This window comes from Pseudomonas sp. Ant30-3 (assembly GCF_000690905.1).
Taxonomy (GTDB): domain Bacteria; phylum Pseudomonadota; class Gammaproteobacteria; order Pseudomonadales; family Pseudomonadaceae; genus Aquipseudomonas.
Genome location: NZ_JMCL01000052.1, coordinates 30,750 through 46,121 on the forward strand (window position 1 = coordinate 30,750; position 15,372 = coordinate 46,121).

The 15,372-nt window shown below is 61.0% G+C and carries 16 protein-coding genes and 1 pseudogene; 16 read left to right on the forward strand and 1 reads right to left on the reverse strand.

All coding sequences use genetic code 11. The features are described from left to right. Genes DU29_RS0113330 through DU29_RS0113400 form a run of 15 tightly spaced genes read left to right on the forward strand, consistent with a single transcriptional unit; the run spans position 1 to position 14,476 of the window. Entirely contained in the window at positions 1–735 is a 735-nt protein-coding gene (locus DU29_RS0113330) for a glycosyltransferase family 2 protein (protein WP_028622167.1), read from the forward strand. Continuing rightward, a complete protein-coding gene (locus tag DU29_RS0113335) occupies positions 732–1,679 on the forward strand; it encodes an LpxL/LpxP family acyltransferase (RefSeq protein WP_028622168.1) in 948 nt (315 codons plus the stop codon). The genes DU29_RS0113330 and DU29_RS0113335 overlap by 4 nt, the downstream gene beginning before the upstream one ends. After that, entirely contained in the window at positions 1,660–3,204 is a 1,545-nt protein-coding gene (locus DU29_RS0113340) for an HAL/PAL/TAL family ammonia-lyase (RefSeq protein WP_028622169.1), read from the forward strand. Before DU29_RS0113335 ends, DU29_RS0113340 begins: the two co-directional genes overlap by 20 nt. Continuing rightward, positions 3,197–3,622: an acyl-CoA thioesterase gene (locus DU29_RS0113345; protein WP_028622170.1), complete on the forward strand. Its 426-nt coding sequence runs from the start codon at positions 3,197–3,199 to the stop codon at positions 3,620–3,622. The genes DU29_RS0113340 and DU29_RS0113345 overlap by 8 nt, the downstream gene beginning before the upstream one ends. Beyond that, positions 3,619–4,356, forward strand: coding sequence for an outer membrane lipoprotein carrier protein LolA (locus tag DU29_RS0113350; protein WP_081832481.1), 738 nt, complete (start codon positions 3,619–3,621; stop codon positions 4,354–4,356). Before DU29_RS0113345 ends, DU29_RS0113350 begins: the two co-directional genes overlap by 4 nt. Further along, positions 4,340–6,679: an MMPL family transporter gene (locus DU29_RS0113355; protein ID WP_028622172.1), complete on the forward strand. Its 2,340-nt coding sequence runs from the start codon at positions 4,340–4,342 to the stop codon at positions 6,677–6,679. Before DU29_RS0113350 ends, DU29_RS0113355 begins: the two co-directional genes overlap by 17 nt. Then, entirely contained in the window at positions 6,676–7,836 is a 1,161-nt protein-coding gene (locus DU29_RS0113360) for a hypothetical protein (RefSeq protein ID WP_033050480.1), read from the forward strand. The genes DU29_RS0113355 and DU29_RS0113360 overlap by 4 nt, the downstream gene beginning before the upstream one ends. Continuing rightward, positions 7,823–9,070: an NAD(P)/FAD-dependent oxidoreductase gene (locus tag DU29_RS0113365; protein WP_028622174.1), complete on the forward strand. Its 1,248-nt coding sequence runs from the start codon at positions 7,823–7,825 to the stop codon at positions 9,068–9,070. Before DU29_RS0113360 ends, DU29_RS0113365 begins: the two co-directional genes overlap by 14 nt. Further along, positions 9,067–9,792, forward strand: coding sequence for a class I SAM-dependent methyltransferase (locus DU29_RS0113370; protein ID WP_028622175.1), 726 nt, complete (start codon positions 9,067–9,069; stop codon positions 9,790–9,792). Before DU29_RS0113365 ends, DU29_RS0113370 begins: the two co-directional genes overlap by 4 nt. Further along, positions 9,792–10,397, forward strand: coding sequence for a DUF3261 domain-containing protein (locus DU29_RS0113375; protein WP_081832482.1), 606 nt, complete (start codon positions 9,792–9,794; stop codon positions 10,395–10,397). The genes DU29_RS0113370 and DU29_RS0113375 overlap by 1 nt, the downstream gene beginning before the upstream one ends. Beyond that, positions 10,394–11,590, forward strand: a complete 1,197-nt coding sequence (locus DU29_RS0113380; RefSeq protein WP_028622177.1) for a beta-ketoacyl-[acyl-carrier-protein] synthase family protein — start codon at positions 10,394–10,396, stop codon at positions 11,588–11,590. The genes DU29_RS0113375 and DU29_RS0113380 overlap by 4 nt, the downstream gene beginning before the upstream one ends. Then, positions 11,587–12,048: a hotdog family protein gene (locus DU29_RS0113385; RefSeq protein WP_028622178.1), complete on the forward strand. Its 462-nt coding sequence runs from the start codon at positions 11,587–11,589 to the stop codon at positions 12,046–12,048. Before DU29_RS0113380 ends, DU29_RS0113385 begins: the two co-directional genes overlap by 4 nt. Beyond that, positions 12,045–12,773: a 3-oxoacyl-ACP reductase FabG gene (gene fabG, locus DU29_RS0113390; RefSeq protein WP_028622179.1), complete on the forward strand. Its 729-nt coding sequence runs from the start codon at positions 12,045–12,047 to the stop codon at positions 12,771–12,773. The genes DU29_RS0113385 and fabG overlap by 4 nt, the downstream gene beginning before the upstream one ends. Next, entirely contained in the window at positions 12,773–13,999 is a 1,227-nt protein-coding gene (locus DU29_RS0113395) for a beta-ketoacyl-ACP synthase (RefSeq protein WP_028622180.1), read from the forward strand. The genes fabG and DU29_RS0113395 overlap by 1 nt, the downstream gene beginning before the upstream one ends. Positions 14,000–14,029: 30 nt before the next feature. Beyond that, the gene (locus DU29_RS0113400; RefSeq protein ID WP_028622181.1) at positions 14,030–14,476 is read left to right on the forward strand and encodes a hypothetical protein; all 447 of its coding nucleotides are present in this window, start codon (positions 14,030–14,032) and stop codon (positions 14,474–14,476) included. A 142-nt stretch (positions 14,477–14,618) separates the two neighbouring features. On the opposite strand, the pseudogene DU29_RS01000000129865 reads toward DU29_RS0113400, so the two are convergent. Beyond that, positions 14,619–15,152: pseudogene (locus DU29_RS01000000129865) on the reverse strand (queuosine precursor transporter); the annotation flags it as partial. Between the two features lie 54 nt (positions 15,153–15,206). On the opposite strand from DU29_RS01000000129865, the gene DU29_RS1000000131435 reads away from it, so the two are divergent. Next, positions 15,207–15,372: helix-turn-helix domain-containing protein (locus tag DU29_RS1000000131435; protein WP_033051036.1), on the forward strand; the 166-nt coding region annotated here is incomplete at its 3' end.

Below are 15,372 nucleotides of genomic sequence, written 5' to 3' on the forward strand. Positions count from 1 at the left end.
ATGCATAACCCTTGCGCCATTGTCCCGGTTTACAACCACGAAACCGCGGTCACCACTGTGGTGGATGCGCTGACCGCCCGCAGCCTGCCTTGCATTCTGGTGGACGACGCCAGCGACCAAGCCTGCGCGGACGTACTGGATCAACTGGCCCGGCGCGAGGGCGTTCACCTGATCCGACTGGCCGCCAATCAGGGCAAGGGCGGCGCGGTGATGACCGGCCTGCGCGAAGCTTCACGCCTTGGCTTCACTCATGCCTTGCAGGTCGACGCCGACGGTCAGCACGATCTGCAGGATGTCGCCCTCTTCATCGAAAAATCCCGCACGCACCCGACATCGGTGATCTGCGGCTATCCGCAATACGATGCCAGCGTGCCGAAAGGCCGGTTGTACGCACGGTACCTGACGCACGTGATGGTCTGGATCAATACCTTGTCGCTGCAGATCCGCGATTCCATGTGTGGCTTCCGCGTTTACCCGTTGCCACCCACGCTCGCACTGATCGACACCGCCAAAATCGGCAAACGCATGGATTTCGACTCCGACATTCTGGTGCGTCTGGCGTGGCGCAATCAGCCGATGCAGTGGCTGCCGACCAGGGTTCACTACCCCTTGGACGGCGTTTCGCATTTCCGCATGTTCCACGACAACGTGCTGATCTCCAGCATGCACACCCGCCTGTTCTTCGGCATGATGCTGCGGGCGCCGGTGATCCTCTGGCGGCGGTGGCGAGCATGAGCGCCGATACCGATAAAAAGCACTGGGCCGACCGCCAGGAGCGCGGCAGTTTCTGGCTGATGAAATTCACCGCGACCGCTGCCAGATTGCTCGGTCGCCGAATGCTGAGCCCGCTGTTATACGGCATCGTCCTGTACTTTTTCCTGTTTGGCCGCAGTGCTCGCCACAGCGCTTGGCAATACCAGCAACGGCTGGCCGACTGGAGCGGCCGCATTGAGCTGCGCCCGACCCACTGGCGGGTGTTCGGCCAGTTCATGGCGTTCGCCGATTCCATGCTCGACAAACTCGATGTATGGAACGGCAAACTGAGCATCGAGCAGATCGAAATCATTGATCCGGCGCTGCTGCGTAATCAGCTGCGCGGCACTCGTGGACAACTGTTGGTAGGCGCACACCTGGGCAATCTCGAAGTCTGTCGCGCGCTGGCCGAGATCGGCGAACAAGTCACGATGAACGTGCTGGTACACACCAAGCATGCCGAGCAGTTCAACCGCCTGCTGGGCGAAGCCGGCGCAACCAATCTGCGCTTGATTCAAGTCAGCGAACTCGACCCGCTGATCATGCTGCAATTGCATGAACGCCTTGAGCGTGGCGAGTGGCTGGCGATTGCCGGCGACCGTGTGCCGCTGCATGGCGGGCGCAGCGTAACGGTGGACTTCCTCGGTCATCCAGCTGCGTTCCCGCAGGGCCCATGGTTGCTGGCAGGACTGCTGAAGTGCCCGGTCAATTTGCTGCTGTGCCTGAAAAAACCGACAGGCGCGTATCGACTGACCCTGGAGCCGTTCGCCGACGCTGTGGTGTGGAAGCGCAGCGACCGCGAGCAGGTCATTCATCAGTGGACCTCCCGCTACGCCGAACGCTTGGGCCACTATTGCCTCGAAGCGCCTCAGCAATGGTTTAACTTTTACCCTTTCTGGAAGACCGATGACGACGCCAACGCTTGAGCCGGTAACCTTCGGCGAACTCCCTTTGCGTATCGAAGACGTGCTGGCGGCGGCCAATCGTCAGGCGCCAACGCAGTTGCAAGACGACGCCGTGTACCGCGAGCGCATCGCCAAGGGCGCGCGCTTTCTTGATTCCCTGCTGGACAAGGAAGGCGTGATTTATGGCGTGACCACCGGTTATGGCGATTCCTGCGTGGTCGCCGTTCCGCTGCACCACGTCGAAGCGTTGCCGCGTCATCTCTACACGTTCCACGGCTGCGGCCTGGGTAAATTGCTTGATGCTCAGGCGACTCGCGCGGTGCTCGCTGCGCGTTTGCAGTCGCTGTGCCACGGCGTGTCCGGAGTGCGCGTTGAACTGCTGGAACGCCTTCAGGCGTTTCTGCAGCACAACATCCTGCCGCTGATCCCGGAGGAAGGTTCAGTGGGCGCCAGCGGTGATCTGACGCCTTTGTCATATGTGGCCGCAACACTGTCCGGCGAGCGTGAAGTGATGTTCTGCGGTGAGCGTCGCCAAGCGGCAGACGTCCATCGTGAATTGGGCTGGCAACCGCTGGTGCTACGCCCCAAAGAAGCGCTGGCGCTGATGAACGGTACAGCCGTCATGACCGGTCTGGCCTGCCTCGCCTTCGCCCGCGCCGATTACCTGCTGCAACTGGCCACGCGCATCACCGCGCTGAACGTGGTCGCGCTGCAAGGCAATCCCGAGCATTTCGACGAACGCCTGTTCGCCGCCAAACCTCATCCGGGCCAGATGCAAGTCGCCGCGTGGTTGCGCAAGGATCTGGCGATCGACGCGCCGACCGCGCCACTGCATCGCCTGCAGGACCGCTATTCCCTGCGCTGCGCACCGCATGTGCTCGGCGTGTTGGCTGACAGCCTGAACTGGCTGCGTTCGTTCATCGAGATTGAACTCAACAGCGCCAACGACAACCCGATCATCGACGCCGAGGCCGAACGCGTGTTGCACGGCGGGCACTTCTACGGAGGTCATATCGCCTTCGCCATGGACAGCCTGAAAAACCTTGTGGCCAACGTCGCTGATTTGCTGGATCGGCAACTCGCCCTGCTGGTGGACGAGCGTTACAACCACGGTTTGCCGAGCAATCTGTCCGGTGCCAGCGCGGACCGAGCGATGCTCAACCACGGCTTCAAAGCCGTGCAGATCGGCACCAGTGCCTGGACCGCCGAAGCGTTGAAAAATACCATGCCGGCCAGCGTGTTCTCGCGCTCCACCGAATGTCACAACCAAGACAAAGTGAGCATGGGCACCATCGCCGCGCGCGATGCGATTCGGGTACTGGAGCTGACCGAACAGGTTGCTGCCGCTACCCTGCTCGCAGCTAACCAAGGCGTGTGGCTGCGCAGCAAGGCTGAGGATGCGCGCCCATTGCCGCCAGCGCTCGCGGCCATGCACGAAGCACTGGCCAGGGACTTTCCGCCGGTCATTGAAGACCGTGCGCTGGAAAGCGAATTGCGCCTGTGCCTGCAAAAAATCGCCGAACAACACTGGAGGCTGCATGCGTAGCAAGGGAGTGCTTCACGTCGATACGGAAATCCTCGTGCCGTTTTTCGACGTCGATACCATGAACGTCGTGTGGCACGGCCACTACGTCAAATACCTGGAGATTGCCCGCTGCGCGCTGCTGGACCGGATCGGCCACAACTACACAGCGATGGTCGAATCGGGTTACGCCTGGCCGGTCATCGACCTGCAGTTGCGCTACGTGCGCGGCGCCGTATTCGGGCAAAAGCTGAACGTACGCGCCAACCTGGTGGAGTGGGAGAGCCGTCTGAAGATCAATTACCTGATCAGCGACCTGCAAACCGGCGAACGCTTGACCCGAGCCTGCACCGTGCAGGTGGCCGTCGAGATGAGCAGCCGCGAAATGCAATTGGCCTCGCCGAAAATCTTTACCGATGCCGTTGGAAGGACGCTGCGATGAACCTGCCAGAAATCATCTGTAGCAGCTGCCGAGCCCGCGAGGCTGCGTTCGGCGGCGAAACCGTCGCTAAACCTGCGCACGCGGTGCGTCAGAAGAAATCCAAGGCGATCGCGACACCGAACGCAGGCTTCGCCAGCTGCTACAGGTGGGCGGTGACGCTGGTATTTGCGCTGGGATTCACTTCACTGGCACAGGCATTCGACCTGCAACAGCTCAGCGATCAACTGGCCAAACCCGAGGTGATCCACGGCAACTTCACCCAGGAAAAACACCTGCGCGCGCTGCCCAAACCGCTGACCAGCAAGGGCACGTTTGTGCTGTCGAAGCAGCATGGCCTGCTGTGGCTGCTGAAAACGCCGCTGCAACAGGATTACCGCATCAACGCCAAAGGCATCGCCCGCCGTGACGCCAATGGCTGGCAGATACTGCCGGGCAAAAGTGCCGGCGCGGAGCAGAACCGTTTGTTCCTCGCCGTACTGCAAGGCGACAGCAGCGGCCTGCAGCGCGATTTCGAGCTGTCGCTGGATGGCAGCGCGCAGGACTGGAAGCTCACGCTGATCCCGCGTTCGCTGCTGCTCAAGCAGGTGTTCAATCAGATCAACATCGCGGGCGGCGACCTTGTGCACAGCATCGAACTGCTTGAAACCCAGGGCGACAGCACAATGCTGCGCATGCAGGACAGCACCAGCGCGCAACCGCTGAGCGATACGGAGAAGCATGATTTTGCCGAGTGAACGGATGCTCCCACGGCTGTTTTTGATGCTGCTGCTGGCGGTGCTTGCGCTCGCGGGTTGGCAATGGCGTGACGGCGCACCGCTGTCGGCCAACCTGATGGACCTGGCGCCCGGCACCGCGCCGGATGCGCTGGAACTGCGTGCCGAACAACGCATGCAAGAACCACTGAACCGAGAAATGCTGGTGCTGGTCGGGCATGCCGATCGTCGGCAAGCGGTCGCCATGGCGCAGAAACTCGGCGAGCAGTGGCAGGCCAGCGGCGTATTCGAAAAGGTCCAGTGGAACCTGCAAGCGGACTTGCCGGCGCTGCGCAAGCAATTGCTGCAAGGGCGGCTGGCAATGCTGGCGACAGAGGATCGCCAGCAACTCATCGAGCATCCCGACACGTTCATTCAGCAACGGGTGCAATCGTTGTTCGACCCGTTCACCGGTTTCAGTCTGGTGCCCAGCCAGGAAGACTGGCTAGGCCTGACCGGGCGCATCCAGAACAGTCAGCCGCAACAAGGCTCGGTGCAGCTGGACATTGGCAGCGGCGCACTGATCGCTGACGCTGAAGGCAAAAGCTGGGTGTTGCTGCGCGCGAAGACCACCGGCGACGCGTTCGACATGAACCTGCCGCTGCGCGTGGCCGATCTGCTCGAGCAGGCCCGCGCAGACGCTGCAAAGTCAGACGTGCAAGTGCTGGCTGCCAGCGGCTTGCTCTACGCGGCCGCCGGCCAGCGACAGGCCACCCGCGAGATGACATGGGTCGGCGGCGGCGCCACGGTCGGAATTCTGTTGCTGCTGCTGCTGGCGTTCCGGCGCTGGCGGGTATTGCTGGCGTTTGTGCCGGTGCTGGTCGGCATGCTGTTCGGCGCTGTCGCTTGCGTGGCGCTGTTTGGCCACATGCACGTGATGACCCTGGTGCTGGGATCGAGCCTGATCGGTGTCGCCGTCGATTACCCGCTGCATTACCTGTCCAAGAGCTGGAGCCTGAAACCCTGGCACAGCTGGCCCGCCTTGCGCCTGACGTTGCCCGGCCTGACGCTGAGCCTGATCACCAGTTGCATCGGTTATCTGGCGCTGGCCTGGACACCTTTCCCGGCGCTGACGCAAATCGCCATATTTTCCGCCGCCGGCCTGATCGGCGCCTACCTGTCTGCGGTGTGCCTGTTGCCGGCGCTGCTCAAGGGCGTGGACCTGCGTCCGGCGCAGTGGCCGCTACAGATATCCGAATGTTTGCTGAAAGTCCGCGATGCTGTGCTCAAGCGTATTGGCACGCCGTCGTTATCAGCGCTGCTGATCGCTTTCTGCGTCGCGGGCGTGCTGCAGCTCGAAAGCAAAAACGACATTCGCCAATGGGTGGGCGCACCGCAGCAATTGACTGACGAAGCGCAGACCATCGCACGCATCACCGGCTATCAACCCACCAGCCAGTTTTTCCTGGTGCGCGCCGCTGATGAGCAGCAATTACTCGAACGCCTGAGTGCCTTGAGCGAGCGGCTGGATCAGTTGATCAACCTGGAAAAGCTGCAGGGTTACCTGTCACTCGAACAATTGGTCAGCCAGCCGAGCGAGCAACACGCCGTGCGCGAAGCACTGAAAAAGCTGCCGCAGTTCTGGCAACCGTTACTCGACCTCGGCGTGCCTGCCGCAGCATTGCAAACCGAATTGGCGACGTTGCAAGCGCTACCCGCTGAAGACATCAACGGCGCATTGGTCGGCCCTTTAGCCGAACCCTATCGCGCGTTGTGGCTGGGCGCGAATGAGGACGGCGTGGCAGCGATGGTCAGTCTGCAAGGCCTCAATGATCCGGCGCTGCTGCGGGTGCAGACGCTGGATCTGCCGGGTGTGGAACTGGTGGATCGCCTGGGTGAATTGAACGCAGTGTTCGCCCAGACGCAAATCAGCGCCGCCGAACTGAAACTGGCCTCGTGTGTGTTGATCGTGCTGGTGCTGATCCTGCCATTCGGCTGGGGCGGCGCCTTGCGAATCGTTACCCTGCCGCTGCTGGCGGCCCTGTGCAGCCTCGCCAGCCTCGGCTGGCTGGGGCAGCCGCTGACGTTGTTCAGCCTGTTCGGCCTGCTGCTGGTGACGGCAATCAGCGTCGATTACGCGATCCTCATGCGTGAGCAGGTCGGCGGCGCCGCTGTGAGTCTGCTGGGCACCTTGCTCGCGGCACTGACGACGTGGCTGTCGTTTGGTCTGCTGGCGGTGTCGAGCACGCCGGCGGTGAGCAGCTTTGGTCTGTCGGTAAGCCTCGGTCTGGCCTTCAGCTTCATGCTGGCGCCGTGGGCCGGGCGCCAGGTGCATCCCGCTACCATCGTCGAGCCGGCCGCATGATGATCATCCTGTTCTGGATAATGGCGTTGGCGCTGTTCGCCGTCGCCACCCGTGTCGGTCGACATTTCGGCGTGATCCCGATCGTCAGCCAGTTGCTGCTGGCGACACTCGGATTGCCGCTACTGATGTACTTCTGGGTCGAACCCCAGTGGCAATTGAGCGGTGCAGCACTGGTCGCGCCGATCTGGTTGAAAAGCTTCTACAGCCTGAGTTTCGCTCTGCTGCTGGGCTACATTCTCAGCGACGTGATCGATCTGCGTCTGGATCGCCAGAGCCTGAAAATTGCCCTGCCAAGTTTCTGCGTGCCCTTTGCCTGCGGTCTGGCGACGGCGATCTGGTTGCTGCCGCCGCAACCGTGGCTCAGTTCGCTGGCGGTCGGTTTGCTGTTCGCGATTACGGCGATCCCGGTGCTGTACCTGTACCTGTTGCATATCGGTTATCCGGCCGCCGCCACCCGGCGTCTGGTGCAGACCGCAATCCTCATCGACCTGGCGTGCTGGACGCTGTTCGCCATCGCCCAAGGCAGCCTGCACCTGAGCAGCCTGCTGCTGCCCTTAGCCTGCGCGTGCATGCCTTTGCTGTTGCGAATTATCGGCTTGCGCCAGCCACGGTTGTACAGCGGGGTTTTCTTCGCGCTGCTGGTGGTTGCCGAGCACTACAAACTCAATGCGTTGATCGTCGGCATAGGCTATCTGCTGTGCATGGCGGCGCTGAAAATTCCGCTGGTGCTGCCGATCCCGGCCGTCTGGATGAACCGCTTGCAAAGCTGGATCGCGATCCCGTTGATCCTCACGTTCGGCATCGTGCAGATCAACGTGCACAGCGCCATGGACAGCCTGAGCGCGGTGCAATTGGCCGCCCTGCTGCTGTTGCCGATTGCCAGCAAATTGCTCGGCAACTGGCTCGGCCTCGGCTGGGCCGGAGCCTCGTTTGCGGGCGCCAGCCGTTGGCGCGAAAGTGTGCTGCTGAATATTCGCGGCTTGAGCGAGATCGTCTTTCTCAACCTGCTGCTGCAACAACAACTCATCAGCGCGCCGCTTTATTTCGCGCTGATGCTGATGGGCCTGATCGCCACATTGCTGCCGGCATTCGCCGGCATGCACCGCACCCCTTTGAAAACTGCCATACCGGCAAGGAGCCCCCATGCCAACCGTTGAAATGGAACGTCGTCAGGTAGTCGTCATCGGTGCCGGGCCTTCCGGCGCTATCGCCGCTGCGCTGCTCAAACGCAAAGGGCACGATGTGCTGGTAATCGAGCGCCAGCATTTCCCGCGGTTCTCGATCGGTGAAAGTCTGCTGTCGCACTGCCTGGATTTTGTCGAAGAAGCCGGCATGCTCGAGGCTGTCAACGCCGCCGGTTTTCAGCTGAAAACCGGCGCCGCGTTTGCCTGGGGCGAGCAATACAGCGCGTTCGATTTCGGCGACACGTTCAGCAACGGCAAGCCGACCACTTTCCAGGTCCTGCGTGCCGACTTCGACAAGCTGCTGGCGGATCAGGCGGCGCTGCAAGGTGTTGAAATCCGCTATGGCGAAGCGATCGTCAGCGTCGATATCGGTCAGGCTAAACCGCAGCTCGGCGTGATGCGCGAGGATGGCAGCGAGTACCGTATCGAAGCGGATTTCATGCTGGACGCCAGCGGCTACGGCCGGGGCCTGCCGCGTTTGCTCGACCTTGAAGCACCGTCGAATTTCCCGGTGCGCCAGGCGGTGTTCACCCACGTCGAAGATCACATCGACCATCCGACCTTCGACCGCACGAAAATCCTCGTCACCACCCACCCGACCCAACGTGACGTGTGGTTCTGGACCATCCCGTTCAGCGACGGCCGTTGCTCGGTGGGCGTGGTAGCAGCGGCGGAACACTTCGAAGGTCGCAGCGATAATCTGGATGACTGCCTGCGCGGTTTCATTGCCGAAACGCCAAGCTTGTCCGGCGTACTGGAGAACGCGGTGTGGGATACCCCGGCGCGCACCATCGGCGGCTACTCCGCTAACGTCAAAACCCTGCACGGTCCGGGATTTGCGCTGCTGGGCAACGCTGCGGAATTTCTCGACCCGGTGTTCTCCTCCGGCGTGACCATCGCCATGCGCTCGGCGAGCATGGCCGCCGGCGTGCTGAACCGTCAGTTGCAAGGCGAAAATGTCGACTGGCAAACCGAGTTTGCCGAACCGTTGAAACGCGGCGTCGACACGTTCCGCTGCTACGTTGAAGGCTGGTACGCCGGGACGTTTCAGGACGTGATCTATCATGCCGGCGGCTCAGCTGAAATTCGCCGCATGATCAGCTCGATTCTGGCCGGGTATGCCTGGGATGAACGCAACCCGTTTGTCAGCGAAGCCAAACGCCGGCTGCGCATGCTCTCGGAATTCTGCGCGAGTGATGCTTCGTGAGTTACCTCAGCGAAAACTACGTCGAAGAGACCCGGTTCGGTTTCTGGTTCCTGCGCAGCTACACCTGGCAGCACCATGTGTTGCGCGTGGCGATCAACGATTTACGCAGCCTGTTCAGCGAACCTTTGCCTGCGCATCCGGTGTTGCTGGATGCCGGTTGCGGTCAGGGCAAGTCTTTTCAGTACCTGCGCCAGACCTTTGCGCCGCAGCGCCTGATCGGTGTCGATGCCGACCCGCACAGCCTAGCGCTGAGCGGCGAAGAAGCCGCCCGCCAAAGCATCGACGTCGAGCTGATCGGCAGTGACTGCGCGACGCTTGCCGTGCCGGACGCGAGCGTGGATTTGCTGTTCTGCCATCAGACTTTCCATCATCTGGTGGAGCAGGACAAAGCGCTGGCCGAGTTCTACCGAGTGCTCAAGCCGGGCGGTTATCTGCTGTTCGCCGAGTCCACCGAGGCCTACATTGATACGTGGGTCATCCGCTGGTTATTCCGTCATCCGATGCATGTGCAAAAGAGCGCCGCCGGTTACCTTGAGATGATTCGCCGCGAGGGTTTTGAGTTCGAGGCGCAGAACGTGTCGTATCCGTATCTGTGGTGGAGCCGCGCCAGTGATTTCGGGCTGCTTGAACGCTTTGGTCTGCGCCGGCCAAAGCCGTTCGGCCAACGTGAAGAAACCCTGGTCAATGTGGTCGCGCGCAAGCCGCTGGAAGGTGTCGAGTGATGTTCGGTGCAAATCAATCCTGTGGGAGCGAGCCTGCTCGCGATGGCGGCGTGTCAGTCGATACTGATGTTGGATGTACCGCCGCCTTCGCGAGCAGGCTCACTCCCACATGGGCAGCGCATGTCCGGAAAATTTTACTGCTGGGCGGCATGGTGCTGCTCAGTGCCTGCGCCAGCCATGCGCCGCTGCCTGCAAAAACGCCCAACCTGACGTTGCCGCAGCAATTACACATCCAGCGCATCGAGGCTGAACAACGCCAGGACTGGGTGCTGGTGATTGCGCGTGAGGGTCCGGGAATTCGCTGGTCGATGATGGACCTTCTGGGCATTCCGCAGGCGCGGCAGAAATTGATCGATGGCGAATGGCAGGCCGATGGTTTGCTGCCACCCAATCCTGAAGCCAGGGAGCTGTTCGCGGCGATACTGTTCGCGCTGACGCCCAGGGATGAATTGCGCGACAACTATCCTGCTGCATGGCAGCACGGCGCGCAGCGTTCCCTGCCCGAGCACTGGGAAGTGCGCTACTCGCAACCGTCGAGTTTCCAATTGAACCTGCCCAAAGGCCCACACTATTTAGTCTCGCCCCTGAGCGGTGAAATGCCATGACCGCCTACCTCAACGCCCTTGGCGTGATTTGCGCGCTGGGTCGCGACAAGGATGAAGTCGCTCGCAACCTGTTCGCAGGTGACTGCTCCGGCATGCGCACTGAAGCCGGCTGGGTGCCGGAACGCTCATTTCCGGTGGCCTCTGTGCGCGGCAAACTGTCGGCAATTCCGGCTGAGCTGGCCACCCAGAGCAGCCGCAACAATCAACTGCTGCTGGAAGCGGCGCTGCAAATTCGTGATGACATCGACCTGGCGATCCAGACCTACGGGCGTGAACGCATTGGCGTGATCCTCGGCACCAGCACGTCGGGTATCGACGAAGCCAGTCGCGGACTCGCGCATTACATCCGCGAGCAGCAGTTCCCGGCGGATTACGACTATCAACAACAGGAACTCGGCGCGCCGGCGAACTTTCTCGCTGACTGGCTGCAACTGAATGGTCCGGCCTATGTGATTTCCACGGCGTGCACCTCCAGTGCCCGGGCGTTGATGAGCGCTCAGCGTCTGTTGGATCTGGGTTTGTGCGACGCGGTGCTGTGCGGTGGCGTCGACACTTTGTGCAAGCTCACCCTCAATGGGTTCTCGGCGCTGGAAGCGGTGTCGGAACAACGCTGCAACCCGTTCTCGGCGAACCGTAACGGCATCAATATCGGCGAAGCAGCAGTGTTGTTCCTGATGACCAAGCATGCAGGCGCAGGCTCACCGATCGCCCTGCTGGGCAGCGTCGCCAGCTCCGACGCTCATCACATTTCCGCCCCGGAGCCGAGCGGGCGTGGCGCGCTGCAAGCGATGCGCAAAGCCTTGAGCCGCGCCGGCCTGCAACCCAAACAAATTGACTATCTGAACCTGCATGGCACCGCCACTCAGCACAACGACGCCATGGAAAGTCTGGCGGTGACGACGCTGTTCCCATCGGGCGTGCCGTGTTCGTCGAGCAAACCGATGACCGGTCATACCCTCGGTGCGGCCGGTGCGCTGGAAGCGGCGTTCTGCTGGCTGAGCCTGAGCGCTGCCAATCCTGAGCAGGCACTGCCGCCCCATATCTGGGACGGCCAGCCCGATCCCGACCTGCCACCGCTGAAATGGGTGACCCCGGCCGATCGCCTGGCGTCAATTGCACCTCGCTACCTCATGAGCAATTCATTCGCTTTCGGTGGCAACAACGTCAGCCTGATTATCGGAGACGCCCCATGATTGACTGGCCGCTCGCCGAACTGCTGCCCCACGCCGGCGACATGATCCTCATCGAGCAGATCCTTTCGTTCGATGAAGAGCAGATTCACACCCGCCTGACGGTCAGGCCCGGTGGCCTCTTCAACCGGCCCGACGGCAGCCTGCCGGCGTGGGTCGGCATCGAATTGATGGCGCAAAGCGTGGCCGCATACGCAGGCTGCCATGCACGCCAACGCGGCGATGCGGTGGCGTTGGGGTTTCTGCTTGGCACGCGAAAATTCGAATGCAACGTCGAGCATTTCCCGCTTGGCGCCGAATTGACCATTCATGGCATTCGCTCACTGGAAGACGACAACGGCATGGGCGTGTTCGAATGCCATATCAATGCATCCGGCATTCACGCCACCGCGCGTCTGAACGTGTATCGACCGCCGCAGGCTGCCCAATATCTTGATGAACCCCAAGGAGTCCAGTCATGACTGAATCCGTACTGGTCACCGGTTCCAGCCGTGGCATCGGCCGCGCCATCGCCTTGCGTCTGGCCCAGGCCGGGCATGACATCGTGCTGCATTGCCGCAGCGGTCTGACAGATGCCATCGCCGTTCAAAATGAAATCCAGGCGCTGGGGCGCAACGCGCGGGTCCTGCAATTCGACGTGTCCGACCGTGCCAGCTGCAAAGCCATCCTCGAAGCCGACGTCGAAGCACACGGCGCCTATTACGGCGTGGTGCTCAACGCCGGCCTGACCCGCGACGGTGCTTTTCCGGCGCTGAGCGAGGATGATTGGGACGTCGTGATGCGCACCAACCTCGACGGTTTCTACAACGTGCTGCACCCGGTGATGATGCCGATGATTCGTCGTCGCGCGGCCGGGCGCATCGTCTGCATCACCTCGGTTTCCGGGCTGATCGGCAATCGCGGGCAGGTCAATTACAGTGCCTCCAAGGCCGGTCTGATCGGCGCGGCAAAAGCGTTGGCGATCGAGCTGGGCAAGCGCAAGATCACCGTCAACTGTGTCGCTCCCGGTCTGATTGACACGGCGATGCTCGATGAAAACGTGCCGGTGGAAGAACTGATGAAAATGATCCCCGCACAACGCATGGGCACCCCTGAAGAGGTGGCCGGTGCAGTCAATTTCCTGATGTCGGCGGAAGCGTCGTACATCACCCGGCAGGTTCTGGCCGTCAACGGAGGCCTGTGCTGATGAAGCGCGTCGTCGTCACCGGCATGGCCGGCATCACTTCACTGGGCAGCGACTGGGAAACCATCGCCGGTAACTTCGCAGCCAACCGCAGCGGCATTCGGCGGATGGACGAGTGGGATCGTTTTACCGAACTCAATACGCGTCTGGCCGGGCCGATCGATGATTTCAAGGTGCCGAGTCACTGGACTCGCAAGCAACTGCGCAGCATGGGCCGGGTCTCGCGCCTGGCCGTAGGCGCAGCCGAGCGGGCGCTGGCCGACGCCGGATTGCTCGGCAACGAATTGATCAAGGACGGTCGCATGGGCGTGTCGTGCGGCTCATCCACCGGCAGCACCGACGAGATCAAGGCGTTCGGCAACATGCTGCTCAATTCGGTGGCTGAAGGCCTGAACGCCAACTCTTATGTGCGGATGATGCCGCACACCACGGCGGCGAATGTCAGTATTTTCTTCGGCCTCACCGGTCGGCTCATCCCGACGTCGAGCGCCTGCACGAGTGGCAGCCAAGGCATCGGTTACGCGTACGAGTCGATCAAGTTCGGTCGCCTGCCGCTGATGCTCGCGGGCGGCGCTGAAGAACTGTGCCCCACCGAAGCCATGGTCTTCGACGCGCTCTACGCCACCAGCCTGAAGAACGATGCCCCGCAGACCTCGCCCCGTCCTTACGACAGCGGCCGCGACGGTCTGGTGATTGGCGAGGGTGGCGGCATGCTGGTGCTCGAAGAACTCGAGCACGCACTGGCGCGTGGCGCGCACATCCATGCCGAACTGGTGGGTTTCGGCAGCAATGCCGACGGTCAGCACACTACCCGTCCAGAGCAGGTGACCATGCGCCGGGCAATGGAACTGGCGTTGGAAGATGCCGGTTTGCAACCGTCGGATATTGGCTATGTGAACGGTCATGGCACCGCCACCGAACAGGGCGATATCGCTGAAACGCTGGCCACCAGTGCGTTGTTCGGCGAGCACATGCCGATCAGTTCGCAGAAGAGTTTTCTCGGCCACACGCTGGGCGCGTGCGGTGCGCTGGAGTCCTGGTTCAGCATCGAAATGCTGAACAGTGACCAGTACGTGCACACCTTCAATCTCGACGACGTCGATCCGCACTGCGGCAAGCTTGATTACTTGCGCGGTGAGTTTCGGCAGATGAGCAATCAGTACGTCATGAACAACAACTTTGCCTTCGGCGGCGTCAACACCTCGCTGATCTTCCGTCGCTGGTCGTAACCCAACACTCTCAAGGTCAAGGAGACCTTCATGCACTTCAAGAAAATCGCTACCGCCGTCACCCTGCTGGTCTGCACCCTGCCCGCCGTCAGCCAGGCGCGTGACACAGCGGTGTATCTGCCGCTGGATAAAGCCATCGCCGAAGCCACCCGTGCCGGCAAAATCGACGGCAGCGTGAAGTTCTACCTCGCCGGCAACACCCCGGCCGGCCAAGTCACCGTCGTCAGCCCGGGCGCGGTCACCAACAAGAAAACCAACGCCTTCAACAAGTCTGACGAAGTCGCCTGCGAATGGGTCGCGCAATCGGCCATCATCAGCCTGCACCAGGCAGCAAAAAACGCCGGCGCCAACGCAGTGACCAACATCGTCAGCTTCTACAAAAGCAACGAGCGCAAAGACGCCAAAAACTACGAATGCCACGCCGGCGCGATCATGGCGGGCGTTGCGTTGAAAGGGGATCTGGCGAAGGTTCAGTAAGCCCGGAGCATGCGTTGGCCCCCATCGACGCACAACCCGTAGCAGCCTGCGTCCGCTCGCTGCAACGCCGGGAGACCTGTAGCAGCTGGCGCAGCCTGCGTCCGTCTGCTGCAGGAACGACGATCAATTCAACAAACTTTCCTCAGTGATGCTGAGGAACGGCAATATACCTGTTGAACAGGGACCTCGCCCCATAAGCGGGGAAAACATTGAACACACTGAAGCACATTTTTATAGCGATCTGAATATAGATCATAGTTAGCAGATCATCCGTCTGCATGGTTCCGTAGAAAGCTATAAAGCAGAAAATAAAGCTATCGATTATCACCGCAAAAAAAGTACTTAAAAATACTCTAATGAACATAAATCGTGAGTTTGTAAGCTCTTTTATTTTACTGAGCAGGTAAGAATTCACATATTCGGACAACAAAAAAGAAACCGAAGAAGCGATGAGGACTGATGTCACATGCGTGATGACCTCGCGGTACGGCTCATCAAGCTTCCAACCCGGCAGCGCGGGCATTACATTCGTCATACTAAGCAAGATGATGATCAATGCATTACTTGCAAAAGCAAATAAGATTGCTCGTCTCGCGAGTCTTAGCCCATAGGCTTCGTTAAGTAGATCTACAACCAAAAATGTCAACGGGTATAAAAACACACCAGGAGTTACAAGGCGGCCGCAAAAACTGAGTGCAACACCTGACCTTTCCGGTACGGTGCTGCCACTATGTCCTATCACGAACTCAGTATCCCCGAACGTGCGACCCTTCAACTCGGCCTTGCCCAAGGTTTCAGCCAGCGGCGAATTGCCCGGATGCTCGGCCGCTCCCCCTCGACCATCAGCCGGGAGCTGCGCCGCAACCGGGCCCCTGGCACCCGCTACCAGGCCTGTG

What these genes read in the sequence shown, in the direction of transcription:
- DU29_RS0113330 (WP_028622167.1), top strand. Translation starts at nt 1, where the DNA reads ATGCATAACCCTTGCGCCATTGTCCCGGTTTACAACCACGAAACCGCG.
- DU29_RS0113335 (WP_028622168.1), top strand. Translation starts at nt 732, where the DNA reads ATGAGCGCCGATACCGATAAAAAGCACTGGGCCGACCGCCAGGAGCGC.
- DU29_RS0113340 (WP_028622169.1), top strand. Translation starts at nt 1,660, where the DNA reads ATGACGACGCCAACGCTTGAGCCGGTAACCTTCGGCGAACTCCCTTTG.
- DU29_RS0113345 (WP_028622170.1), top strand. Translation starts at nt 3,197, where the DNA reads ATGCGTAGCAAGGGAGTGCTTCACGTCGATACGGAAATCCTCGTGCCG.
- DU29_RS0113350 (WP_081832481.1), top strand. Translation starts at nt 3,619, where the DNA reads ATGAACCTGCCAGAAATCATCTGTAGCAGCTGCCGAGCCCGCGAGGCT.
- DU29_RS0113355 (WP_028622172.1), top strand. Translation starts at nt 4,340, where the DNA reads ATGATTTTGCCGAGTGAACGGATGCTCCCACGGCTGTTTTTGATGCTG.
- DU29_RS0113360 (WP_033050480.1), top strand. Translation starts at nt 6,676, where the DNA reads ATGATGATCATCCTGTTCTGGATAATGGCGTTGGCGCTGTTCGCCGTC.
- DU29_RS0113365 (WP_028622174.1), top strand. Translation starts at nt 7,823, where the DNA reads ATGCCAACCGTTGAAATGGAACGTCGTCAGGTAGTCGTCATCGGTGCC.
- DU29_RS0113375 (WP_081832482.1), top strand. Translation starts at nt 9,792, where the DNA reads ATGTTCGGTGCAAATCAATCCTGTGGGAGCGAGCCTGCTCGCGATGGC.
- DU29_RS0113380 (WP_028622177.1), top strand. Translation starts at nt 10,394, where the DNA reads ATGACCGCCTACCTCAACGCCCTTGGCGTGATTTGCGCGCTGGGTCGC.
- DU29_RS0113385 (WP_028622178.1), top strand. Translation starts at nt 11,587, where the DNA reads ATGATTGACTGGCCGCTCGCCGAACTGCTGCCCCACGCCGGCGACATG.
- fabG (WP_028622179.1), top strand. Translation starts at nt 12,045, where the DNA reads ATGACTGAATCCGTACTGGTCACCGGTTCCAGCCGTGGCATCGGCCGC.
- DU29_RS0113395 (WP_028622180.1), top strand. Translation starts at nt 12,773, where the DNA reads ATGAAGCGCGTCGTCGTCACCGGCATGGCCGGCATCACTTCACTGGGC.
- DU29_RS0113400 (WP_028622181.1), top strand. Translation starts at nt 14,030, where the DNA reads ATGCACTTCAAGAAAATCGCTACCGCCGTCACCCTGCTGGTCTGCACC.